The following is a 25,109-nucleotide window of genomic DNA, read 5'->3' as shown; positions in this document are numbered from 1 at the left end:
ATTAGTATAACTACAAAATCCAAGATATTATGGCAAATCCAGTTGTGAAAGTGATTCGACCCAATGGAATTTTAGATTCTACTCAAGGGCAAGAGTTTAGACAAGTAATTAACGAAGTTTTGGAACAAGACAATAACACAAGAATCGTATTGCTTGATTTCCAAAATGTAACATTTATGGATAGCTCTGGTTTGGGTGCTTTGGTGTTAGCCTTTAAAGCGCTGCGTGCAGCCGATAAAAAATTGATTATCTGTGCCATTAACGAACAAGTTAGAATCTTATTTGAATTGACTGGTATGGATAAGGTGTTTGAAATATTCCCCAATGAAGAGGAATTTAATAAAGCTGTTATGTCTAGAAGTTAATCAAACTGAATTTGGATTATAGATAAGTCATCATCAATAGCGTCTTTGGAGTTTAAAGTATTGATGTAATTGAGTATAGAATCAAGGTTATTATCAAAGCGGTGCTCTAAGTCGATAAGAAATTGAATAAAAGCATCTAAAGTCCAAACAGTACCATCAGATTGAGTAATTTCATAAGCACCATCACTAAAAATGTAAAGGCAACTAGATTCTTCTATCTGACAGATGCCATCAACGTACTTTACGTGAGGAAACATGCCAACGGGCATACCGGGAGTTCTCAATCTTTTAACTGCATTAGTTTTTGAAGAGTCTTTGGATATCAAAACAGCAGGTGGATGACCGGCACTAGCATAGGTTAACTGTCGCTTAACGCGGTTGTAAACTCCATACCAAATGGTAAAGTACTTGTCATTTTGATAGTTCATTTGAAAGGTGTCATTCAATGCCCTCAATACATCGCTAGGTTGGTAATAATTCAGTCCTTTTAGGGCGTGCGATCGCAATAAATTGAGTACGGAAATTGAGGGAAGAGCTGCTCGCAATCCATGTCCTGCAGTGTCTAATAGATAAATTGCCAGATAATCAGGGTCCAACCAATAATAATCGAGGCAATCCCCTCCAAGTTGTCGTGAGGGAATAAACCGAAAATTTATTTTTAAGGGTTGCATCATTGGAGGCGGCAGAAGAGATTTTACGTATTCTGCCGCCTCTGACAATTCTGACTCCAGAATTTGCTTTTGAATTTGTAAATCCCGGCTGACTTGATGCAAGCGCAACCCTGCTCTAACTCGGGCTTGTAATTCATTTTGTTCTATAGGTTTTGTGATAAAGTCATCCGCACCTGCATCTAACCCCTTAACACGGTCAGCCACTGAATCTAAAGAAGTTAGTAAGATAAAAAAGGTGGTGGATAATTTGGGATTTGCCTTAACTTGTTTGCAAACCTCAATTCCATTTAAACCGGGCATTATCCAATCACAAATAATAAGCGCAGGACAGCAAGAAACTGCCTTGACAATTCCTTCCTCTCCGTCGTTGGCTACTATCACCCTGTAACCCTGTCTTTCTAGCATTCTTTTCAGAAGTATTTGTACTGCAGGGTCATCATCAACTACTAAGATTTGAAACACATTAGTCATTGGTCATTGGTCGCTGGTTACGGATCGCCATTTGCTGTTTATGGAGGTGATAGGGGATTTAGCCACAAAAGGACAGTACGTTGCAACGCTTGAAGGTCACGGTATACTTCTTGCCTAAACCACTGTCCCAATGCATCAAAAGGCGAAAATGATTCACCTGTTTGCCATTTAATATCTTGCCCTAATGGGGTCGTGTGAGTTCCTGTAAGTGTTTGTACTGTCACCATATCTGAAAAGCGCTGTTTTAGGAGTTCAGTTAAAGCCGCCGATTGGTCGAGGGTATCGTTGCTAAATTTTACCAGCAGGTTTCGACGGACTGCATATCGCTCTTGTACGAGTTGATTTGTTTCTAAAGGCGAAGGAGTAAACTCGACAGCAGCAGCTAAGTTGAACTGTTCGACTAGGGGAATGGCGTTGAACTGTTCGACTAGGGGAATGGCATCTCTAGCGGCATAGTTGTTATAGGATATTAGGATATTACCAGCACGTTCTACAGCAAAGAGGCTGCCAATTAGCAAGTGGAGTTTACACCCCATGCTATGTCCTATCCCATAAATGGGAAGGTAGCGCTTGCGAATCGCTGACGAATCTTGTAAGCGTTCTAAGGCGCGTTCAAAATTTAGCAGTACAGACTTTGCGATCGCATAATGATCCAAAGTGTTAACAAACGGCGTAGCAATAACAGCATAGCCTTTAGTGGCCAGTTGTTCTAGTAACCAGCGATAGGTAATGTGAGGTGCTGTCGCGACAAATGCACCGCCAAGGAAGTGAACGATGCCAATAGGATTTCGCGGAATGAGAACCCAGTTACCAGATATTTCTTTCCAGTCCATGTACGGCTATATCAGCAGTAGAAGTTAAGAAGTTAATACTTCTTCTTCATGGTATAGCTTGTTTCCTCTGCTTGTGGAATAACGGCGTTTGAACAAAAAGGTTTCGCGCAGTCCCCACCTACAAATACTGTGAAGAAGGCAGCCTTGTAGATGGCAAAAGTTCCCACGACAGGCTGAGGACGCCAGCTTTTCTGGTAAAGTTATGTAATTCGAGAATTGCACAGCGCAAGATTCCTCAACCATAATCGTAAAATTTGGTTGGGGTGCGTTCAATCAGAAGGGAACAACTTATTGTGAAGTTGTTCCCCGGTTTTTCATTTTACTAATTCCCCTATGCCCTGTGCCTTTCTTCAGGGAATTTAAGCTGCAACAACTTCTTCATAGGGAACGAAGGTTTTCTTTGTAGCGCCACAAATTGGACAAACCCAATCTTCAGCAATTGCCTCAAAAGGTGTACCGGGTGCAATTCCTGAATCAGGATCGCCGACTACAGGATCGTAAATCATTGAACACTGACGGCAAATCCATTTCTGGGTAGCTGGCTCGCCACTGGTTGCTTTCTGTGCGGGTGCAACTCCATCTAAAGATTGCAATGCTTCTGTATACTGACGGGCATGATGCTGTTCAATGGGTGTCAGCAATCCAAAGTTGTGTGCTGCTTTACGGAATATTTGAGCGTGTTCGCGAGACTCTACCTGCTGCGCTTCAAATTCGACTGCAGCTTTCGTGTCTCGATCTGCACGTGCTGCTTCTGTGAAGCCCGGATACATAATTGTATATTCGTAGGTTTCACCTTCGATCGCTAGTTCCAAACAACGGGCGGCGATTGCTTTTTTCTCCTCTTCAGTTAAGGAAGCGATATCATTCACCACTAGTTCTGGATGCATTAACCTGAAATGAGCAAAAGCGTGTTCTGTCTCTTGATTTGCTGTTTCTCGAAACAGTTTTGACAATTCCGTCATTCCTAACTGACGGGTCACTTCTGCAAAAAAGAGATATTTCCGATTCGCCATTGATTCTCCAGCAAAAGCGTCGGCTAAATTCTTTGCGGTGTTAGAGTTGGATAAGTCCATTGTTTCTCTTCTCTTAATTATTAACTTACGGACTGCCGCAGTCGGGGCAATTTTGATAACTCGTACTCATAACGAATACGTTTAATCTAATTGTAGTCATTACGAGTATGAATAAGCAAGTTTTTCAAGATGTTTTTATGCTTGGGGAGTGACTTAAAAATTTAGAGGGTAGACAGACAAGGGGGATAAGGGAGAATAACTCTCGCCCAATGCTCGAGAAATAGAAAATAGGTGGTGCTTTGCACTTTATGCTTCTGTGGAAGGTCAAAATAAAACCCCCAGGCTTGGGGGTATAACGGTATTATATGGTTGTGGCCCGAGGGCTTAGTTATATATAGGAGCAAGTTTGTTCTGTTTATGCACTTTGAACAAGCAGTACGCTCTCGATCGCATTTCTAAAAAGAAAGAACCGTTCGCAACGTCCCCGTGACGATCGTACCGTTTGACTCTTGGTTTGAAGGATTGGTAATCACTTGAATCAAAGGCGTCACTTGGATGTTGTAACTGATGGGAAAGTTATAAAACGCTTCAAAGTTGGTTTGAGTGGAATCGCCAATCTCATTAGCAATGAACGGTTGTCCTGCAGCGATACCAGCTAAAGCACCCCTAGTAAATAAGTCTGGAAAAGCAACTCCAGCCATCCAGTAGTTGGGTTTGATATCGCCAACGAAGGTGTCGTCGTAGTTTCCATAGCCATAACGACCAAATATGGCAAATTTTGATGAAAGTGCTAACTCAAAATTAGCTCCGAACACGTCGTAGCGGTTATCTAAGACTTCACCACCACTGTACTGAAGGCGTAAAGCAAATTTTCTGGAAGGAGCATATTCTAGTTCAACTGTACCTTGATATGTGTCACCAAATATGCCAGCATCCCCAAAGTTACGATTGGGATTAACCGGATACAGTAGGGGAATAAAGGATGCTGTCCCTCTGAGAACATCACCAACGTTCTGTATGTTCAAATTGCCTGGTTGGGATGCACCAGCAGCTGCGTACAATGCTCTGACTGAGATTGCTCCGCCACCGGGTTTCCAATCAATTGCTGCACCCGATGAGGGACCGCTAATAGGGAAGAGAAGATAATTATTTGTGAATGCTTGAGTGCTAAAGTCGCGGAAACTCAGGTAAGCGTAGCTGTTGCGATCGACATAGTCAGTTGTGCGAATATCGGGTCCGATAGAAACTCTAAGGTCTTTGAACGGTTGAAAAGTGTAAGATACTCTTGCGATTCCAATGTCAGCGTCAGTGGGTGGTTCAACAGAAAAGTCAAGGACGCTACCAAAGGTTGGCTCTAAAAACCCTGCAGCATCGTCAATGCCTCTAACTGGACCGCTACCCGTGTTGATAGTTGTGCCACTACCCGTGTCAATACGAACAAGTAACAAGTCATTACCAAAAAAACTTGTACTGAAATCTATACCGGCTCGATATGATATTGTGGGGTTTGGATTTTCAGTAGCAAGGACTTGGCCTGTGGCATCGATAATGCGGTCTCCATCAAATCCACCTGCGTTCACTCCTACGACGATTTGACCGGTTAATTTTGTGGTTGTGGAGAATTGATTAGCCTCTATTTCCGCCGTCTTTGCTTCCAACGCATCGACTCGTCCCCGCAATGTTGCTAATTCCGCAGAAAACTCTTGTTGGAGTCTTTGCAAAGTTGCTAGGTCATCACGGGAAACTAAATCTGCTGTACTTGCTGCAATTAGTTCGTCAATCCTTGCCAAGGCAGCATTTAACCCAGCTGCAAATTCATAGCGTGTCATGGCACGGTTTCCCCGAAATGTACCATTGGGGTAGCCTGCTATGACTCCATAACGCTCCACTAAAGATTGGAGTGCTTGAAAAGCCCAATCAGTGGGTTGTACGTCCCTGAGTTGGCTAACTGAGTTCACTCGGTCGGCTGGATTAGAAGCGCCAGAACGTGGGGGTTCTCCCCGTTGAGGTAATTGGCTGACAACTGGCTTTATCTGAGTAATGGGTTTTGCTGTCGGTTTGGTCGTGTTGCGAACTCGTTTTGATTCAAAACCGTTTTGGGTTGGAATTGTTTCGGCTAGTCCGGCATTCTGGGAAAGTATGAGGTAAGAGCAAGCGAGCGCTCCCGTAACATTTTTGACAAGCTTTCTCATATTATGAACCGTTTTATAGTAGCTAGCAGTCTTTTTCATCAATTGTGAGGAGCTGCTAGAGCCCCAACTTAAAGAAGTCAGAGATCTGAAAATTTACCGAAAAAAACAATTACAAGAAAATTAACGCTTAAGCTTGTACCATGTAAAGCTTTTTTGAGAACATGCTCAAACAAACACACCTTTTCAGACTTTTTCTGTCTTTTTTTATTTTTCCTTAAAATAAAAACGCAGTTTGTAATGTAGGAAAATGATAAATTAGTGACATTCTGGCCCCACCATTAGCAACAATTACGTAGTCTGGTCATCCACCGGGACGCTTCATTCACCAAGAAGGCTGCTACATCACCCATATCATCTTCCACTCACTCGCCGTAAAAATGTGGTTTCTCACAGCACGGGCAATACACAGGACAGTACTTTAATCTGCAACTCTTGTCTGTTATCGCTCAAAATCTTCTTATTTTGCAAACTTTTGTGCGGTTTTCAACACCAACCATAACTTGCAATTCTAAAGCAAAAAACTTTAAATTTTACTTAGCTGGCTAAATTTACTCTTTGCTATGGCTGAAAAACCAACGCAGGAAACCCTTTGCTACCTGATAGTACAAGTTTGCAAAGCTCACCGCAACGAAGCTTGTAAAGTTTTGAGTGACATGGGGCTGCATATTGGGCAAGAAATTTTGCTGATCCATTTGTGGGAAAACGACGGATTAATTCAATCCGATTTGGCTTTTAAGATGCAAGTAGAAGCTCCAACTCTCACGAAAATGCTCAATCGTATGGAAATAGTTGGTTTATTACAACGACGTAGGGATGAAGAAGATGCACGAATTTGCCGGATTTACTTGACGGACGCAGGAAGAGCGCTCCAAAAACCAGTCCAAACTGCTTGGAATCTTTTAGAAGAGCGCATTTTGGCTAATTTAACGCTAGAGGAGCAACTGCTGCTGCGACGGTTGCTTTTACAGGTTCACAACAACCTCAGCTAAAAGTTCTTTTTTTTGAAACTTTATTTAGCTGGCTAAATATTTTTTGACAGAGCGTTTTACTTATTAAATAACGAATTGCAAATAATAGAGGAGTTTGTATGGATCTGTTGAAATTGAAGAGTTTGCCAGAAGATTTACGCAATGCTGTAATGCATTATGACTTATCAAAAGGAGAAACCCTATTCCGACAAGGAGAGCCAGCATCGTTTTTCTTTACTGTAGAAACAGGGCGTATCCAACTTGTTCGCTATACAAGCGACGATAAAGTTGTGACTTTCCAAGTTGCGGAACCTGGTAATAGTTTGGGTGAAATTGCTTTGTTTTCTCAGACCTACCCCTGTAGTGCAGTTGCAGAAGTGGCTTCTCGAGCGATCGCATATCCCAAAGAGCTTATATTATCAGCAATCCGCGCCAATCCTGAGTTAGCTGAAGATTTCATAGCAATGCTAGTACAGAAAATCCAAGATTTGAAATTGCGTATAGAATTGCGAGACATTCGAGCCGCTCACAAGAGATTGTTACGTTATCTTCGTTATTTAGCAGCGTCCGAGGAGCAAAGCATTGTCAGCTTTGACCGCCCCCTTAAAGAAATTGCTGCTGATTTGGGTCTAACACCCGAAACTCTATCACGAGCATTGGCTCGATTGGAACGGGAAGGTAAAATCGCACGTACCCGCCTGCAAATTACACTTCAGCAATCGTCAGCGGCTTGATTTAAATCATTGCACTTGTTATACCAAACCCTTTAATATGCCCATTGGTTTGAAAGAAGGATGAAGTATGAAAGATAAAGGATGAAGAGATATATTGTTCTCTTTAACATCAATGGATACACGCAACAAAATTTATTTGTGCAAAAAATCATAGAGAAGTCTCTATAGCTTACAATCCATAAATGTATAACAAGATTTATTTGTACAAATCAATAAAACAAAAGCATCCTGAATTTCCAACCTTTCAATTTACTTATGGTATTACTACATATTTCATACTTTAGTAGGCTTTTTCTAGCACATAATAGTACTGTAGGGTTGGTAATGCTTACCCTAGAAGGATTTTGATGGGCATTACCGCTCTAGGTATATTTCAAAATCAGATAGAAGCCCTACACTTCATAACTTTAGACTTTAGTTAGCTTCTTCTACCACATCGCTGTCCTCTATCTCTCGCATTTCAGACGATCGTTTTGATTAGCTTAACCATGAGCAACAGCCAGCAATTACAACAAGAAAAGCCTTTGCTTGTTGACTTTAAACAGGAAAGAGCTACCGAACAAATCTTTTCTAACCCGCCTCTAATTGCCAGTTACCATTCAGGTTGGGATGGGATATATTTTGAGCATCATCAACAACCTAATAACGATACCTGCGAGCATTGTCTGACAATGCATACTATCAGTGTTGCTTTAGATAATATATCATCAGAAAGATGGCTCGATGGAAAGAGAAAAAGCGAAAAACAAACGCAAGGAACTATTGCCATTATTCCAGTTGATATAATTCACCGCTGTTTGTGGGAAGAAAACATTGAATTTATGTTTGTGTCAGTTGACCCCTTGCTTGTTAAAAGATTGGGGATGGAAATCTCTAGCTTGGAAAATATTGAATTAATTCCTCACTTTGCTACTCAGCAAGATCCACTTATTCTCGGTATACTATTTTCTCTGAAAGACGAGCTAGAGTCAAAAATAACTGGAGATAGTTTGTATGTGGAGCAATTAAAAACAATGCTAGTTATTCATCTTCTCAAAAAGTATTGTGTTAAAAATACTCAAATAGTTAAATATTCGGATGGATTGCCAAAATATAAGTTGCGTCAAGTTCTTGAGCACATTCACAGCCATTTGAATTCAGAGATCAAATTAGCTGAATTAGCAAGCTTAGCAGGTATCAGCCAGTATTACTTTTGTCAGCTGTTTAAAAATTCTTTGGGTATAACTCCTTACCAATATGTACTTCAGCAAAGAGTGGAACAAGCAAAGCAGTTGTTACGGAACGGACAAATAGCAATCTGTGATATTGCTCTCATGTGTGGTTTCGCCAATCAAAGCCACTTGACCAAACACTTTCGCAAAATAACAGGGATGACTCCTAAAGATTATCAGAAGCATTGAGAGGAGTTTTCACTAGGACAATAAATATCCAGACATACTAGAGATCTTTAGCCCAGAATGAGAGATGGTTGAGGATATCCTTGCCATCGTCCAAGTCTTCAGTTGTAGATTGTATGGATTGGGAAAATACAAAAAACAAATTACTGAAGACAGTGAGTTACCGGGTATATCCAAATAAAGAACTTGCGGGAAGTTGGAAGAAGTTGGTCGCATCTGTCCGCAAAGTTTATAACATTTTAATTGCTTATCTAAATCAACACCAAGGTTATGAAAAGATTGGGAATAAAGGTGGTCAGCAAGGTTTCAGGACTATGCTTAAAGCTTCTGGATTAATACCGCAATGGTGTTTGGGTTTGAACGTGTCCAAGATATTGGACAACGCATCAATGGAAGCATATAAAGCGTGGTCTGAAACGGCAAAGAATCCTAAAACAATAGGCAAAGGGAAAAATAAGAAACCACATCCACAAGCTGGGTTAAAGATAGCTAAGTTTCGTAGTGTTCGGGACCAAAAGATAACGATTCAATTTGACCCAACGGCTTACAAAAATGGACGTTGGATGGTGTCAACAACTAAACATCTTCCTAAACCTGAATTGAAAGGACAAAAGTTTTGTGTTCTTACTGACGGGGCTACAGAACTTACCGACAACAAAGGTAGATGGTTTGCTCACTTTCCTGTTAAGTATGATGTCTCTAATGTCCAAAAATGTCAGGGTTAAAAGTATCAGATTATTCACGACTTTTTACTAACAATCCCCGACCACTGCACTTTTTTCTGGTGTTCTCGCCGATATGAAAAGAAATACTCTGGAGTTTGGTAAGTGCAATAAGGTGCGATCGCTATTTGTTCCAAACTAATGCCTAACGTTTCCATCTGTAAAGTATTGACTCGCCGTACATCCAATCGCACTCGCCCTGGTTCTAAATCTGGAAGTACGGGAGATAGCGGTATCTCTTGCAGTGCATCTAGAATTGCTTTTTCGTCATTATATGGTATAATACTAGCTCCTACTTCTGCTGCCACTTGTTCGGAAACTTGGTAAACCTCTCCCGCGATCGCAGGTCCCATGGCAATTCGTAAATTTTCTAATTTACTACCTTGTGCTTGCAACCGACTAATGGCTTGGGGTACTATCTTGAGCGCAGTCCCACGCCAACCAGCATGAACCGCAGCAACCTGTCCTGTTTTCTCATCAGCAATCAGTACAGGCGTACAGTCCGCCGTAGCTACCCATACAGCTTGTGAAGGCTCGGTACTAATTAAACCGTCTCCCGATGCAAAAGTAGAATCGTCTTCACCGTCATTTATTATGGATTTTGCCAACCAATCTTCGATTTCTGGCGGCGAAAAAATAACGTTACCGTGTACCTGTTTTAAGCGGTAAACTGATGCTTCTGGATGCAATGCCTTTGTGATTTCAAAAGGAGAACTAGGTGAAAACTGCTTGGTAAAAAAGCCGTGATACCAAGGTTCTAATAAACTACAGGTTAGGTATGGTAGCCCTTCCCATGTGTGCCAGTTCCAAGCGTGCATTGTTAACTATACCTAGAAACAAATTAGAAATCACTCAATCCATACTAACGCAAACTCGGAACTGGGGATTGGGGATAACGGAGACAAGGGAGACCAATGATAAATGACAAAAATATATGAAACTAGATAAACATAAGCTAGAAATTGCTCTACAAGCAGGGCGAAAAGGCACAAACCTACCGTTTTCGCTACACCTTGTTGAAACAGTGTCTTCAACCAATCAAATCTTGTGGAATTTGCTGAATCAAGGGGCTAAACCGGGATGCACGGTCATTGCTACCCAACAGACAGCAGGTAGGGGTCAATGGGGTCGCCAGTGGATCTCTGATGATGGAGGATTGTATCTTTCAATTGCGCTCGCACCCAAGCTGAATGTTACAAATGGTTACCAACTTACTCTGGCTACGGCTTGGGGAATTGCCAAACAATTGCAACAGAGCGGTATTCCCACCCAAATCAAATGGCCTAACGATTTAGTTTTAAACAGTCGCAAACTAGGTGGTATTTTAACGGAAACGAAAGTACAGCAAGGACAAATCGAGCAAGCTGTCATTGGAGTTGGCATAAATTGGGCAAACCCAGTCCCGGAAACTGGAATTAATTTAAAAACTTGGCAGAGGTTGAATGATTCCCAATCAATTCCAACTCTTGAAATTCTCGCTGCTACTGTTCTCATTGGAATAGAATCTGGGATACATTGTTTGTTGGCAGAAGGAGCCAATATATTAATATCTCGCTATCTAGAGTTACTGACCAATATGGGCGATCGGGTACATCATAATGATATTGCAGGCACTATAGTAGGCGTGACACATGAGGGTGCTCTTCGGGTATGCATGGAAGAAAGTGAATTTGTAACAGTAAAATCACGAGAAATTTACTTCCAGCCCGGTACAATCAGTTTGGGTTATGACAATTTTAAGGGCTAATGGCTAATGGCTGATGGCTAATGGCTGATGGCTAATGGCTGATGACTAATGGCTAATGGTGAGTCCAGCCCTGATAGCGTATAGCCCTTACGGGCATAGCTTCGCAACGCGGAGCGTGCGCTTTGCGCTTAGCATCTCCGCTCCTGAGATAGGGCTAATGACTAATGGCACTATTAACAATTAGCTAATAGCTATTAGCATTTAGCAATTGACATAATTTTCCTTAAGCTCAACCACACAATTCCAAAGAACACATGACGCAGCGCAATAACTCTGCCCTTGACCGTTGGGATAAATCGGAACAACGACCCTTGTCGAAAAAACGTTTTGCGTCCACACTCCCCGCACAAAGTATTAGTTTGCTGGGTAGCCTGAGTTTGCTAAGCAGTGGCGGTTTGGTTTTTGCCCAAACTGAATCTGCAGTGGATAATCTTGTTCCCACTATTGAAACACCGCAAGCAGCACCAAATCCAGTCCGAAGAAGTAGATCTGGAGAAAATTCAAGTGCGCCCGCACCAGAAGCATCTCGAGAGCAACCGGAATTTTCTCAACGCAGAGCTAGACTCAGACAAAGATTATCTCGGTCAAAATCTTCTAACCCCGCAGTTGTTATCAGACAATCCAAACCTCAAAATGTTTCCGAACCTGTAGTCTCTGTAAGAAGGTCAAGACCTGAGGTCGAGATTTCTGTACCTTCAGAAACAGCCAGACAACTCAGAACAAGGTTAAAAACTCCACGGATTGCTCCTGCTATTACCAGAGAAGAAAAGCCTCAAGTAGAAACTTCCCGATCGCGGGTATCTGTTGCAGGAGACGCAAAATCCCAACCAGAGGTTTCCCGGCAAAGTTATTCTTCTGCGGCTAGAGTTCAATCTACTGATAAAGATTACAACAATACTTATATTGACCCTACCGATTACAGTGCTGGTGCTACAGAAAGATATGAAGCACCAGATTCTGTGGTGATAACCGAACGTTCTGCTGATAAAGCCTCTGTTGCCAATGCTTTACACGGGCGCACTGGGACACCAAGTTGGCTCAGTAGAAGTCAAAGAGCCACTTTAGCAACCGTACCTTCTCTTGAGCGGAGTACAACTAGGGCAAACCGCTCTTTTGTACGTAACGCTCCAAGAGTAACCTCTGGCGTGGTAAGCAACCACTTCTTACGTAATTCTTCTAGAATGGCTTCGGCTAGTGTGCCGCAAAGCACCGTTAGGCGCAATCGTTTTATCCCTAATGATTTCACTCCTAGCACGACGGTTAGTTCTACGCCTGTTACTCCAAATGGTGGTACCTTGCTTCCACCCGTGACTGCAGAAAATGTTTCCCCTCGGGAAAGCACTGTGGTTTATGACATTCCACTAGCAACAACGTTGCCACAAATTGCTTACAGTGGCGTGTATGCTGCAGGTCGGGTTCCCTATAACGGTTCGGGTTTGATGTTCCCTCTTTCTATCCCCGCCCCAATTACTTCTCTGTTTGGTTGGCGAACTCACCCAATTACAGGAGATCGTCGTTTTCATGCGGGTACAGACTTGGGTGCAGCGATGGGAACACCTGTTGTAGCAGCACAATCTGGCTTGGTGGAGATTGCTGACTACATGGGTGGTTATGGTTTAACAGTTGTACTCAATCACGACAACGCCCAACAAACTTTGTACGGTCACATGTCACAAATTCTTGTTCGACCCGGTCAACAGGTGGAACAGGGAACTGTGATTGGACGAGTTGGTAGTACTGGTAACTCTACGGGTCCTCACTTGCATTTTGAGGTGCGTCAGCTAACACCACAAGGATGGGTTGCGACTAACCCAGGTGCCCAATTAGAGTACGCCCTGGGTCTATTGGTTCAATCTTTACAAACGGCTCAAGCTACACAGCAACCAGGGAGCTAAAAATTATGAATTATGAATGCTGAATTATGAATGTTTGAATTTTCAATTCATAATTCATAATTCATAATTCATAATTACATATACCCGTGTTCTGCTAAGAAGGAGGGCGTAATGCCATCAAGTTTATTGTCGGTGGTTGGTTGCGCGTCTTGATTGCCAAGAGAAAGAAATTTTTCGACGTATTTACCTAAAATATCCCCTTCTAAATTTACCCAACTGCCTGGGTTTAAGTATCGGAGATTGGTTTCGGCATAAGTTACGGGAATGACGGCGACTGTGAATTGCGTTGTGTCTGGCTGATAATCGGCAACGGTGAGGCTAATGCCATTGACTGCTATACTACCTTTGGGAACGATATAGCGGGCGATCGCTTGTGGTGCTGTTAACGTCATTTCCCAAGAGGTGCCTGTTTGTTCGGCAGCTAACAATTGACCCATTCCGTCCACGTGTCCCATCACAAAATGACCGCCTACCTTACTTCCCACGCGTAATGACGCTTCTAAGTTAACGTACCTCTGTTGTGTTTGCTCTTGTCCTAAGGTAGTGCGGCGCAGGGTTTCTGGTGAAGCAGTAGCAATAAATCCATCTTTCAGAATTTCTTCTACCGTTAGGCAGATGCCGTCTACTGCAATACTGTCACCAAGCGCTAAATCTTGCATAATGGCATTAGATAACTGCTTGACAGAAGTAATCTGCCAAGAATGCCCCCCCTGAGGTTTTATTGTTCCTAACGACTGGATTAATCCTGTAAACACGGCTGTTTTGCTAAATTAACTCTATTTAAGCGAAGTTTTTGCATGAAATCATCTGGTAATTCTCACACAAATTGAGAACATATGTGTATAAATTCAAACAAAAAAATGTATCAAGTTATTAATACATTCATATTCATCACAAGGCATACTTGGGAAAGTAGATTATAGTCGATCTAGATCCAGTCGTCTTACTCTGGTATTCACACTCATTTAGGAGTTTAATAGAAGCAATTATAGAGAATAAACTGTTATGTTTAAATTTGTCCCATTATTGCCCAAAGAAAAGTACGATTTGTTACATACCTCTCTCACACGCAAAGGATTTTAGAGGCTTAGCCAATGATTGAGATGAAAGTCGCTGGCATAGCATTAGATGCCATAACCCGCAGCCCAATTGTACTTCTGAAGGATTCTTCAGATCGCCGCGCACTACCAATTTATATCGGTCAGGAGCAGGCAAGAGCAATTATGGGCGCACTGGAGAATCAAAAGCCTCCAAGACCCTTAACCCATGACCTAATTGTGAACATTTTAGAGACATGGAATATGACTTTAGATCGCGTTATTATTCATTCGTTGCAGAAAGACACATTCTATGCAGCTCTCATCATCAAACAAGGTGAGGTGAAAAAAGAAATTGACGCACGCCCAAGTGATGCGATCGCGATCGCTTTACGTACAAATACTCCGATTTGGGTTATGGAAGAAGTCATAGCTGATGCTTCCATCCCTGTAGATAGAGATGCTGATGAAGCCGAGCAACAAGCATTTCGAGAATTTGTCTCCAATCTTAGACCGGAGGATTTGATTAAACGTTTTGGTAGTAGCGAAACCTAGCGATTTGAGATTTTCGATTTTGGATTTTGGATTAGGTGTTAGCCTATTGAGCACAATTACTTACTAGTCCTGAGTATCCTATCTGAAATCTAAAATCCAAATGATTAACATGAAGTACCGACGCTTTGGAAAAACAAATCTGTGCTTGTCTGTCTTTTCTTTGGGGACAATGCGCTATCTGTCTGCGCCTGAAAATGCATGGCAAACTATCCAAAAAGCTATAACCTTGGGGATAAATCATTTAGAGACGGCTAGAGGTTACGGTAAGAGTGAGGAATATCTTGGTGGTGCAATCGCTCTTGGTTTGCCAGTTCCTCGTTCTCAGGTGTATATTACTACAAAAATACCACCTACACCAGATGCTGAGACAATGCGTCGGTATATTGATGAATCCCTCAAAAAGTTGAATCTCGACTATCTTGATTGCCTTGGAATTCACGGCTTGAACACTTGGGAACATCTCGACTGGATAAAAACCAAGGGGGGCTGCATGGAGGCAATACGGGAAGCCAAGGATGATGGTAGAGTACGGCATATTGGCTTTTCTACTCACGCACCCGTAGAAATTATTTTAAACACAATAGATACAGATTTTTTTGAATTTGTCAATCTGCATTACTACTATTTTTTCCAACGCAATGCTTTAGCCATTGAGAAGGCTTATAAAAAAGACATGGGGATATTTATTATTTCCCCTACAGATAAGGGAGGACGCCTGTATACGCCACCTCAACTGTTGAAAGATTTGTGTCATCCCTTTTCACCGATGGAGTTAAACTACAGATTTTTGCTAAGCGACACCCGAATTACCACCCTCACCGTGGGACCTTCAAACTCAAAGGAGTTAGAGGAACCGTTGCTCGTTAGCGATCGCGATGAACCGCTAACACTAGAAGAAATAGAGACTTTTCAACGCTTAGAAGAGTACCAAAAATCTGCTTTAGGAACAGATAGATGCAGCCAATGCTATAAATGTTTGCCTTGTCCTGAGAACATTAACATACCAGAAGTGCTTCGGTTACGCAATCTCGCCGTAGCATATGATATGAAAGATTTCGGGCAATACCGCTATCGAATGTTTGAAAATGCCGGTCATTGGTTTCCTGGGATGAAAGCTAGTCGCTGTACGGAATGTGGTGAGTGTTTGCCTAGGTGTCCGGAAAATTTAGATATTCCTGCTTTGTTAAAAGATACTCATAGTAAATTAAATGGAGCTTCCGGTCGGCGATTGTGGGAGTAGAAATTTTACCGAAGCATAACCCTAATTTTCTGCACGGGTATGACCTACTCCTGGAAAAGGCAAATGTGCAGTTCTGCAATAGTTCAAATCGAGCAAGAATTTCCCATTTCTATCTCACTTATGCATAAGTCGATCTTGCTTGCACCTAATTAAAGAAAGAAGGGCAGTTGATAAGTCCGACCACATAATCAGATTTTGTCAATGCATAAGTCCTATGTACTTTGCACGGGGAGTATTCCAAAATTGGAAAAAACTTTTCCTAAAACAACGTAGGCTGGAGGGGCGATCGCAAAAGTATTATGGTTCCATCAGTCCAAAGCCGTGAAGCGAAGAACTTACCACACACAAAATTGTTGAACCTGTAACTTAAAAGGGGAAAAGTCATGGCTGCAGTCACATTGTTTGAGGATGTCAATTTTGGTGGCGCTTCAATATCTATTGAAAGTGATACACCTCGACTGTCACAGATAGACGATGGCTGGCATAACAGAGTTTCGTCAATTCAAGTCCATAGTGGTATATGGGAATTTTGTACGGATCGAGATTTTGGTGGTTTAGGCATTTTATTGCAAGCCGGAAATTATTCTGATGTTAAAAAGCTAAATCTTGTCTTAAATGATACTGTCTCTTCTGCAAGAGTTATGGTTGGATAACTTTACTGACTTAATATTTATGTTAAATTTTAAAAAAATTTTTAAATTTATGGTACATGGCGGCGTGGTGAAGTGCAGAAATACCCTACCTGCGCTATTGCGTACCCTCATACCACTTACTTCAAAGAGGGGAACCACCGGGACACACTGCTCTTTGCAACGCGCTGCTCTCCGTAACACAGTCGCTCCCCTTGGTAAGGTAAGGGTTAGTTCGGGGTGTACCTCATTCAGACGCAAAGCATATCAAACGATCGCTGGCTGTATTGTAATTGTAATTATTATATTTCTTGAGGCTTGCAGTGTAACTCAAGTCAATAAACCTACCCCCCCGTCAAATGAACCAGTCGCTACACAGAGTCAATTTTCTCAACAATCGAGCAGTAAGATTGACAATTTAGATTGGCTGTTTGTTATCGACGCTTTTCAGGGAGGAACAGCAGAAATAGAACTTGGGAAACAGGCTTTACAGAAGTCTACAAATCCCAAAGTAAAAGAGTTCGCGCAACAGATGATTGAAGAGCATACAAAGACGCATGAGAAACTCTTGCAATTATTAAATAGCAGGGCAATTGCACCTCCCACAACACTGGGTTTCAAGTATGAAACAATCGCCGCCCATTTACAGCAGCTTTCTGGGACTAGTTTCGACGAACCATACATCAACGAGATGGGAGTAAACCGTCACCTTGATGCTATAGCTACATTCCAGCGAGAAAGAACAGTTGGAAAAGACCCCGATTTCAAAGCTTTTGCTAGTAAGGGTCTGCAAACAGCACGCAATCATTTTCAGATGGCTGTGACGGTAACAGGTTATGGTTTACTGGGTGACAATAAATAAAGGATGAGGTTTGAAATTTGTCAAACTTCATCCTTAAAAACTGGTAAATCTTCTAATTGTAATGGTGAAGACAGATTTTTCTTAACTAGCGGAACATACTACTGACAGAACTATCTTCATGAATGCGCCAGATAGTTTCTCCCAGCAGGTTAGCTACTGACAGCATGACTAACTGAGGAAATCGATTGCTCTCTGGTACGGGAATGGTGTTCGTGATAATCACTTCCTCAAACAAACCACTTGACAAGCGCTCAACTGCAGGTGGAGAGAAGACGGCGTGAGTTGCACATGCATAAACTTGACGAGCTCCTTCCTGACGCAGGAGTTTTGCTCCTTCAGAGATAGTCCCACCAGTATCAATCATGTCATCCACTAAAACTGCTGTTTTACCTTTAACGTCGCCGATCACGTTTAAAACTTCGGCTACGTTATGAGCCTGACGGCGTTTGTCTATAATTGCCAATGGAGCATCATTTAGCTTTTTAGCGAATGCCCTGGCTCGTGCTACACCACCAACGTCTGGGGAAACAACAACAAGGTCTGGCAGTTGCTTGCTTGCTAAATAATCCAGCAGTACTGGTGAACCGTAAACGTGATCCAGTGGAATATCGAAGTAGCCTTGAATCTGAGCGGAGTGCAAATCCATTGCTAAAATTCGGTTAGCACCTGCCTCTGTTATGAGATTGGCAACTAGCTTGGCAGTAATTGACTCTCTTCCTGCAGTTTTCCTGTCAGCACGGGCATAGCCATAGTAGGGAATAACCGCAGTCACTTGTCTGGCGGATGCGCGACGACAAGCATCGATCATAATTAACAGTTCCATCAAATTGTCATTGACGGGATGACAACTGGGCTGGATGAGATAAACATCACAGCCTCGAATGGATTCTTGAATTTGGATATAAATTTCTCCATCCGCAAATCGTTTGCGAATCATTGGTCCCAAATCCATTCCCAGGTAACGGGCAACTTCTTGAGACAGTGCTACATTGGCAGAGCCAGAGAACAGCCGCAAGCGATTATTTTCAGTCACGCCTGTAGCAGTCGGCTGTACTTTTAAGGCAGTAGAACTCAGCACAGCAGATCCTCGATGTGCATTCATGGCAATCCTATCATCAGAGATTTGAAAAATTTAACCGCAAATAGCCGGAAAAAATCATATGCGTGCTTTTTGGAAGCTTTCATAAAAATTTTCAACATACCTCAGTAAAACTACATATCTCTATTTCTCCAGCTTTTTTATAGACAAACAATTGATAGCTTAACTGACATCAAGCATGTAAACCATACCTAGAGTTTAGTTTTGTATATTGACTAGCAAGACCCAAAACACGAAAGCCCAATACACACACAATTCTTGCCTCTAACATCCTTATTTTTGGTTGTAACCCAATGTTTACAGTTCAACTTTTTACTCAATTCTACATTAACAAGCAAAAATACTTAACATTAGTCATTTGTGGTCTGACTAGATATACAATGATACTACCTTTAGCCATTATTAGTGAAACTGTTAAAAAAAAGTGCCTGGGGCAGAGGGCAAAAGGAAAACGGACTCATCTTGCTTGTCAAGAATAGATACAATCTATACAGCTTTGTAAAACGATAGCACTAACTCATTCAATCCTTTGCTTTTTCACGCTGATGTACACAGAGCAGGTGTGAAAATAGAGTTTAGCGAGTCTGTTTTACTGGCTGCTCCTCCTTGGATTGCTATTACACACAATTTAGACGATGCAACCACCGATTACATCTGGCACTATCCTGCAAAACCGTTACCGGATAATAAAAACTCTAGGTCAAGGGGGATTCGGTAGAACTTATCTAGCAGAAGACCAAAGACGTTTTAACGAACTTTGTGCAATTAAGGAATTGATTCCGGTCGTAACGGGGGGATATGCATGGGAGAAAGCCAAAGAACTGTTTCAGCGAGAAGCAGCAATCTTGTATCAAATTCAGCACCCTCAAGTACCACAATTTCGGGAGAGATTTGAACAAGACCAGCGCCTGTTCTTAGTGCAAGACTATGTTGCAGGAAAAACGTATAGCACTTTGCTTGATGAACGCAAAAAAACTGGTAAAGTCTTTACAGAGCAAGAAGCGTTGCAACTTATACAATCTTTACTGCCTGTTTTAGATCACATTCACAGACAGGGCATTATTCACAGGGATATTGCTCCAGATAATATTATTTTAAGGGATAGCGATCGCTTACCTGTTTTAATTGATTTTGGAGTCGTCAAAGAACTAGCCACTCGATTAAATTCTCCAGATAACACAATAAGAGCAACGAGCGTAGGTAAATTTGGTTACGCCCCTAGCGAACAAATGCAAACGGGTAGAGCGTACCCTAGCAGCGATCTCTATGCGCTCGCCGTGACAGCACTTGTTTTGCTGACAGGAAAAGAACCTCAAGAACTTTTTGATGATAACCAACTCAGTTGGACTTGGGAACGCTGGGTGAAGGTGAATCCTCAGTTGGCGCAAGTGCTGAATCGGATGTTGAGCCGAAAACCCAGCGATCGCTATCAAAGTGCTGCGGATGTGATGCAAGCGTTGCGAGTTGTTGGCAATCCAAGTCCTCCTACGCCAGACCTATCTAATGTTCAAACAGTAGCCGTTGTCCAACGTCCCGCTCCATCTTCCCCAGCACCAGACAAACCCGATCCCGTTATTCCGCCACCACCTGCTCACAATTCACTTCTAGATAATCCTGTAGCAATAGCAGGAATGACTATTATCGTTATTGTTTTGGCAGGATTTGGTTCTTGGGCATTTGTGCGGTCTCTCCGCGATCGACCCGAACCATCACCAGAGCAAACCACAGCCCCACAAACTTTTCCCTCACCAGTCATTCCTGGGGGAACACCAACACCAACACCAACACCAACACCAACACCAACAACAATACCAACACTAACACCAACACTAACACCAACACCAATCCAAACCGAAGCACCCGGTGTTTACAGGAGACAGTTAAGTTTTGATGCATCCAATACCGCAAACGTGGAGGGGATTCTTGCAGCCCAGGAAACAGCCTTTTATGCTTTTCGGGCTAAAGAAGGTCAACAGTTGAGTGTAACCCTTGCGAAAGAAGGTGGTGTGTTACTGACAATCTTAGGTCCCAATCGCCAACCAATTGATAATTCTGCTAAGGATGTCTCATTTTATCAAGGAAAAGTACCTATTAGTGGTAGATATACTATACGTGTTATCCCTGTTCCAGGGCTTGACCAAAGTGATTACAATTTAAATGTAACATTAGAAAGTTCCGTACAACCAACCCCAACTCCTTTGCCTGTAGATCCATCATCCACTCCAGCACCATTACCCACAGAAAACCCACCCAATCCCGTACCTACAGAAAACCCACCCAATCCCGTACCTACAGAAAATCCACCCACTCCCATACCCCCGGAAATTACACCCAATCCCGTACCTACAGAAAATCCGCCCACTTTACCCGAGCGGTGATAGAGATTAAGGATGAAGGATAGCAAAATAAGTCAAAATCGGTTAAGTCGGTGGGCGAGATAAATTAATTTATAAGTGGCTTCATCCTTCATACTCAATCCTTATAGTAGACCAATGACTAATCAGCCGTTAAAAGCACTACTGATTGCAGGAACTGACACAAACGCCGGTAAAACTATTGTGACAACAGCTTTAGCAGCTTACTGGCAAAAATATTGCTCGCACCGCAGTTTGGGAATTATGAAACTGATGCAGTCGGGAGAGGGAGATCGCGAGTGGTATGAAAAAATATTTTCTTTGGAGCAATCTCTTGAAGTGATTACACCTTTGTACTTTAAAGCACCTCTTGCTCCTCCCATTGCTGCAGTTAAAGAAAATCGAACAGTAGATTTAGCAACTGTATGGCAAGCTTTTACAGCTTTGCAACAGCGTCGTGAGTTCCTTTTGGTTGAGGGTGTTGGAGGATTGGGTACACCCGTTACTGATGAACTGACGGTAGCGGATATAGCAGGTGACTGGCGACTACCTACAGTATTGGTAGTACCAGTGAGATTGGGTGCGATCGCGCAAGCTGTTGCAAACGTGGCATTGGCAAAACTTTCACACATCAATCTTAAAGGAATTATTCTCAACTGCATTCAACCCCAAACAGAAACAGAAATTACTGACCTAACGCCTGTAGAATTGATTCAAGCGCTGACAAACATACCTGTTTTAGGTTGTTTGCCATATGTAGAGAACTTAGCGGATCTGGACAAGCTTGCACAGCTAGCATCAGATTTAGATTTAGAAAGAATGATGAATTATGAAGTATGAAGTATGAATGGAAGGTTTCAGCATTCATCATTCATTTCAACTCAGAAAATGTAAACAATGATTTCTACACTCCCAAACTCCACCTCTGTTGATTTATCCCGCGTTCGCTTGTCAATTCGTTCCCTGCAACCCCAACTGGTTGAGTGGCGGCGGTATTTACACCAAAAACCAGAACTAGGTTTTCAAGAAAAACTGACGAATGAGTTTATCTCCCAAAAGTTGCAGGAATGGGGTATCGAGCATCAAACTGGTATTGCTCAAACTGGCATTGTTGCGATTATAGAGGGACAAGGAACTGAGGATAAGGGACTGGTTGTTGGGAACGAATCTTCCCAATCCTCAAGCCCTAAAGTTCTGGCTATTCGAGCGGATATGGATGCCTTACCCATTCAAGAACTGAATGAAGTGCCGTACCGTTCCCAGCACGATGGAGTTATGCATGCCTGCGGACATGATGGACATACAACCATTGCCTTGGGTACAGCTTATTATCTCCACAAAAACCGAGACTCTTTTGCTGGTACTGTCAAAATGATATTCCAGCCTGCAGAAGAATCACCCGGAGGTGCAAAGCCGATGATAGACGCAGGGGTTTTGAAAAACCCCGATGTGGATGCGATTATCGGTCTACACTTATGGAATAACTTGCCTTTGGGAACTGTAGGTGTCCGGGCTGGTGCGTTGATGGCAGCAACAGAAATTTTTCAATGTACCATTTTGGGTAAGGGCGGACATGGTGCTATGCCCCATCAAACTGTGGATTCAGTTGTCGTTGCTGCCCAGATTGTCAATGCCTTACAAACTATAGTGGCTCGCAATGTCAATCCTATTGATTCTGCAGTGGTGACTGTGGGTGAGCTTCATGCCGGTACCAGGTGGAATGTGATAGCTGATACGGCAAAAATGAGCGGTACTGTTAGGTATTTTAATCCTGCATTTGAGGGTTTCTTTAAACAACGTATCGAGCAGATTATTGCAGGTATTTGTCAAAGTCATGGGGCAAGTTATGATTTGGAATACTACTCGCACTATCCCCCAACTATTAATGATGCTGGGATGGCAGAATTTGTGCGATCGGTTGCGGAACAAGTCATAGAAACTCCTGCAGGTATCGTTCCAGAATGCCAAACCATGGGCGGAGAAGATATGTCTTTCTTCTTGAGGGAGGTTCCTGGGTGCTATTTCTTCTTGGGTTCTGCAAATCCTGATAAGGGTTTGGCATATCCCCATCACCATCCTCGGTTTGATTTTGATGAAACTGCATTAGCAATGGGAGTGGAAATTTTTGTCCGTTGTGTGGAAAAATTCTTTAGTTCGCCATAAGCAATGGTAAATTGACAGCGTCCATTTGTGTGGCAGCGGACGAGGACGTCTACCCCACAAAATATAGTTGATTACTCCCGAACCCCAGCTATATTACCTAAATATATAGGGTGGGCACTGCCCACCCTACTGGAAATGCATTACCAGTCAAAACTTTTGGGACAGACCACTAGCTTCGTCTACCTCGCATCACTGGTAAATCAATGTAGGAAGCACTGACAGCATTTCGTTGTAAGCTGATTTCTGGGGTCCCAACTGCGGGATAGCGGGCGAATAAGTCTTTATCGTGTCCGGCGATCGCCACCCGAATTTGATGTCCTTGTTTGAATAGCACCGAGGTTGGTAAGAGATGAAACTGAAGTTCAGTTAACTGTCCTGCTTCAAAAGGCAAGCTATCTTGACGTTTGAAAGAATGGTAAGGACCAAAGACGGCATAGGGAGGATGTTCTGTGGACACCTTGCGGTGGATGGGTCGCAATTGCCCTTCTGTAATATACGTAACATTGCCGTTTTCGTCTACGTCTTCCAGGTAAACGAAGAAAGCTCCATCGCTAGCAGTAGAAGTCGCGTAAAGGGTTACGACTGGATGACCGGTGATTTCCACATCATTTTTGAGTGGTTCGCTGGTGTAAGTCAGCAGTTTTTTGTCTTCTTCTGTACGGTTGGGAAAAACCATTTTCTCAAAACTCTGGTTCCAGCGGCTATCCGGACCAGTGGTTGCTTCAAAGCTGACGGTATACTTATCTTCGCCACTCTTACTTGCTGGCGGTTTGTTGGTTAAACCGTTGTTTTCTGCAAAGAACAAGCGTTGGCGAGTGACACCTCTGGGAGGCCAAACGGTCGTAGTTTTCCATTTTTCCTCGCCCATTGTGTAGTACTTAATTTCTCGTTTCAACTTCGGTTTATTGTTATCGTCCTTAAGATAGGCGTCGAAGAAGTTAACCATATCCGCAAGTTGTTCTTCACGTGATGGGTTGACAGGCGTATCGGAGGGGACGAAAGGATTGGCGTTACCATAGGCTCCGTGAGTCCAGGGACCAAGAATTGCTTTTTGGGGATTTTTGTACGCCATGAAATGGTTTAACACACCTTCTGCTGTTCCCCCATCGAACCAACTGGCCCCATGATAAATTGCTACGTCAGAGCGTTCAATGTCTTCCTTAAATTTGTAGATGCTGAAGTCTTCTACAGTTCCGTCTAATCCGTCAATTTTGTCATCACGATAGGTGATTTTTTGAAATGCTTGGAAAAAGTCAATACTATTAGCTCGTTCTTGCAGTGCAGATCTGAGCAATTGTTTGTCTTTGTCTTCGTCTACAGGTTTTGGTCCCTTGAAGCCTAGCTTGAAAAATTCTTGGCAAGTTGGTTCTTGCTCGTTTTCTGGCAAACTGCAAACACCGATTCTAGGTTTGCCTGCATCAGCGACTTCCTTTGCTTTTTTTTCCACCAAAACGCCTCCAGGAAAGTATTGCTGGGCATAGAAATCGAAGTCCATCGACCGGGGAGCGATCGCTTTCACAGCTGGGTTGTTAGTGACCGTCAAAAATTCAGCAGTGCTACCCTCAGCTGAGGTACCAAAAGCACCAACTTTTTGATTTGACCAAGGTTGTGCTACTATCCAGTTAACAACTGCGTTGTAATCTTGAATTTCATTCTTCGATGTGGATGGATTGGGGACAAACTTACCAAAGGAGGCACCCGTCCCCCGGACATCAACTAGCACGACTGCGTAACCAGCATTGTTGAAGTAGTCTGTATATCCTGGGTTAAGATAATACGGGTCTATTTCAGTGGCGTTTGGGTCGTTTTGTTTACTTTTATCCACTAATTCCATCGCACGGTAGTAAGGCGTGCTTCGTATGAGGGTGGGAATTGTGGAGCCGACAGATAAATCTTGTGGCAGCCATACATCAAGCGCGATTTTTGTTCCGTCAGAGGCGGTGACATACAGTGCCTGGTTCCTGGGGTAACTGGTTGGGTTTTGTGCTAAAGTCTGCTGGTAAGTGTAAGTACTGAAAGAAAATGCAATTGTCAGTACTAAAGCCAGGGTAAAGATGGCAGCAAAAGACCAGCGTTTGCGCCATGGAGAGCGATCGTTCATGGTGAAAAATTCCTAACATGCAATATTGCATTAGTTACAACAAGGTGTTGCTGTATAAAAA

General features: G+C 42.7%; 21 protein-coding genes and 1 pseudogene. 14 read left to right on the top strand and 8 right to left on the bottom strand.

The features are described from left to right. Positions 1 to 29 precede the first annotated feature (29 nt). Positions 30 to 365, top strand: coding sequence for an STAS domain-containing protein (locus HC643_RS17090; RefSeq protein WP_038083879.1), 336 nt, complete (start codon positions 30 to 32; stop codon positions 363 to 365). Here HC643_RS17090 and HC643_RS17085 read toward each other — a convergent pair. The 4 genes from HC643_RS17085 to HC643_RS17070 all read right to left on the bottom strand — a co-directional run bounded on the left by HC643_RS17085 (position 362) and on the right by HC643_RS17070 (position 5,545). Beyond that, positions 362 to 1,498 (bottom strand): SpoIIE family protein phosphatase, encoded by a 1,137-nt coding sequence (locus tag HC643_RS17085; RefSeq protein WP_038083980.1) that lies wholly within the window; start codon positions 1,496 to 1,498, stop codon positions 362 to 364. The genes HC643_RS17090 and HC643_RS17085 overlap by 4 nt on opposite strands. A 47-nt stretch (positions 1,499 to 1,545) precedes the next feature. Beyond that, the gene (locus HC643_RS17080; protein WP_038083882.1) at positions 1,546 to 2,340 is read right to left on the bottom strand and encodes a DUF1350 family protein; all 795 of its coding nucleotides are present in this window, start codon (positions 2,338 to 2,340) and stop codon (positions 1,546 to 1,548) included. A gap of 359 nt (positions 2,341 to 2,699) precedes the next feature. Continuing rightward, complete coding sequence (locus HC643_RS17075; protein WP_038083884.1) at positions 2,700 to 3,413, bottom strand: rubrerythrin family protein; 714 nt, start codon at positions 3,411 to 3,413, stop codon at positions 2,700 to 2,702. A gap of 395 nt (positions 3,414 to 3,808) precedes the next feature. Next, the gene (locus HC643_RS17070) at positions 3,809 to 5,545 is read right to left on the bottom strand and encodes an iron uptake porin (RefSeq protein ID WP_038083887.1); all 1,737 of its coding nucleotides are present in this window, start codon (positions 5,543 to 5,545) and stop codon (positions 3,809 to 3,811) included. 560 nt (positions 5,546 to 6,105) lie between these two features. On the opposite strand from HC643_RS17070, the gene HC643_RS17065 reads away from it, so the two are divergent. The 4 genes and pseudogenes from HC643_RS17065 to HC643_RS41415 form a co-directional block, all read left to right on the top strand. Continuing rightward, complete coding sequence (locus tag HC643_RS17065) at positions 6,106 to 6,534, top strand: MarR family winged helix-turn-helix transcriptional regulator (RefSeq protein WP_038083889.1); 429 nt, start codon at positions 6,106 to 6,108, stop codon at positions 6,532 to 6,534. 98 nt (positions 6,535 to 6,632) lie between these two features. Next, on the top strand, positions 6,633 to 7,247 hold the full coding sequence (locus tag HC643_RS17060; RefSeq protein ID WP_038083892.1) for a Crp/Fnr family transcriptional regulator: 615 nt from the start codon (positions 6,633 to 6,635) through the stop codon (positions 7,245 to 7,247). A gap of 488 nt (positions 7,248 to 7,735) precedes the next feature. Further along, positions 7,736 to 8,647, top strand: a complete 912-nt coding sequence (locus tag HC643_RS17055) for a helix-turn-helix transcriptional regulator (protein WP_038083894.1) — start codon at positions 7,736 to 7,738, stop codon at positions 8,645 to 8,647. Positions 8,648 to 8,708: 61 nt separating this feature from the next. Next, a pseudogene (locus HC643_RS41415) lies at positions 8,709 to 8,825 on the top strand (IS607 family transposase); the annotation flags it as partial. A gap of 558 nt (positions 8,826 to 9,383) precedes the next feature. Here the strand turns inward: HC643_RS41415 and pgeF are convergent. Then, on the bottom strand, positions 9,384 to 10,184 hold the full coding sequence (gene pgeF / locus HC643_RS17045) for a peptidoglycan editing factor PgeF (RefSeq protein ID WP_038083897.1): 801 nt from the start codon (positions 10,182 to 10,184) through the stop codon (positions 9,384 to 9,386). 116 nt (positions 10,185 to 10,300) lie between these two features. Between pgeF and HC643_RS17040 the strand changes: the two genes are divergently transcribed. Next, positions 10,301 to 11,113: a biotin--[acetyl-CoA-carboxylase] ligase gene (locus HC643_RS17040; protein WP_038083899.1), complete on the top strand. Its 813-nt coding sequence runs from the start codon at positions 10,301 to 10,303 to the stop codon at positions 11,111 to 11,113. Between the two features lie 254 nt (positions 11,114 to 11,367). Next, positions 11,368 to 13,008, top strand: coding sequence for a M23 family metallopeptidase (locus HC643_RS17035; protein WP_038083901.1), 1,641 nt, complete (start codon positions 11,368 to 11,370; stop codon positions 13,006 to 13,008). 74 nt (positions 13,009 to 13,082) lie between these two features. Here HC643_RS17035 and HC643_RS17030 read toward each other — a convergent pair whose 3' ends face one another. Next, positions 13,083 to 13,763 (bottom strand): riboflavin synthase, encoded by a 681-nt coding sequence (locus HC643_RS17030; protein ID WP_038083904.1) that lies wholly within the window; start codon positions 13,761 to 13,763, stop codon positions 13,083 to 13,085. A gap of 339 nt (positions 13,764 to 14,102) precedes the next feature. Here HC643_RS17030 and HC643_RS17025 point away from each other — a divergent pair, with 339 nt between their 5' ends. The 4 genes from HC643_RS17025 (at position 14,103) to HC643_RS17010 (ending at position 17,331) form a co-directional block, all read left to right on the top strand. Then, complete coding sequence (locus tag HC643_RS17025) at positions 14,103 to 14,600, top strand: bifunctional nuclease family protein (RefSeq protein ID WP_038083907.1); 498 nt, start codon at positions 14,103 to 14,105, stop codon at positions 14,598 to 14,600. Positions 14,601 to 14,709: 109 nt separating this feature from the next. Beyond that, positions 14,710 to 15,840: an aldo/keto reductase gene (locus HC643_RS17020; RefSeq protein ID WP_038083985.1), complete on the top strand. Its 1,131-nt coding sequence runs from the start codon at positions 14,710 to 14,712 to the stop codon at positions 15,838 to 15,840. Positions 15,841 to 16,223: 383 nt separating this feature from the next. After that, positions 16,224 to 16,493: a beta/gamma crystallin-related protein gene (locus HC643_RS17015; protein WP_050045897.1), complete on the top strand. Its 270-nt coding sequence runs from the start codon at positions 16,224 to 16,226 to the stop codon at positions 16,491 to 16,493. A 19-nt stretch (positions 16,494 to 16,512) separates the two neighbouring features. Then, on the top strand, positions 16,513 to 17,331 hold the full coding sequence (locus HC643_RS17010) for a DUF4142 domain-containing protein (protein ID WP_050045896.1): 819 nt from the start codon (positions 16,513 to 16,515) through the stop codon (positions 17,329 to 17,331). Between the two features lie 85 nt (positions 17,332 to 17,416). Here the strand turns inward: HC643_RS17010 and HC643_RS17005 are convergent, their stop codons facing one another. Then, positions 17,417 to 18,433 (bottom strand): ribose-phosphate pyrophosphokinase, encoded by a 1,017-nt coding sequence (locus HC643_RS17005; RefSeq protein WP_038083909.1) that lies wholly within the window; start codon positions 18,431 to 18,433, stop codon positions 17,417 to 17,419. A 632-nt stretch (positions 18,434 to 19,065) separates the two neighbouring features. Between HC643_RS17005 and HC643_RS17000 the strand changes: the two genes are divergently transcribed. The 3 genes from HC643_RS17000 (at position 19,066) to HC643_RS16990 (ending at position 22,947) form a co-directional block, all read left to right on the top strand. Further along, entirely contained in the window at positions 19,066 to 20,808 is a 1,743-nt protein-coding gene (locus HC643_RS17000) for a serine/threonine-protein kinase (RefSeq protein ID WP_038083913.1), read from the top strand. A 114-nt stretch (positions 20,809 to 20,922) separates the two neighbouring features. Continuing rightward, complete coding sequence (bioD, locus tag HC643_RS16995; RefSeq protein WP_038083916.1) at positions 20,923 to 21,624, top strand: dethiobiotin synthase; 702 nt, start codon at positions 20,923 to 20,925, stop codon at positions 21,622 to 21,624. A gap of 57 nt (positions 21,625 to 21,681) precedes the next feature. Further along, positions 21,682 to 22,947: a M20 family metallopeptidase gene (locus HC643_RS16990; protein WP_038083919.1), complete on the top strand. Its 1,266-nt coding sequence runs from the start codon at positions 21,682 to 21,684 to the stop codon at positions 22,945 to 22,947. A gap of 169 nt (positions 22,948 to 23,116) precedes the next feature. Here the strand turns inward: HC643_RS16990 and HC643_RS16985 are convergent, their stop codons facing one another. Next, complete coding sequence (locus HC643_RS16985; RefSeq protein ID WP_038083921.1) at positions 23,117 to 25,048, bottom strand: CocE/NonD family hydrolase; 1,932 nt, start codon at positions 25,046 to 25,048, stop codon at positions 23,117 to 23,119. Between the last annotated feature and the right edge of the window lie 61 nt (positions 25,049 to 25,109).

It is taken from the genome of Tolypothrix bouteillei VB521301 (assembly GCF_000760695.4).
GTDB classification, from domain to species: domain Bacteria; phylum Cyanobacteriota; class Cyanobacteriia; order Cyanobacteriales; family Nostocaceae; genus Scytonema; species Scytonema bouteillei_A.
This window is presented reverse-complemented; position numbering and strand designations above follow the sequence as displayed.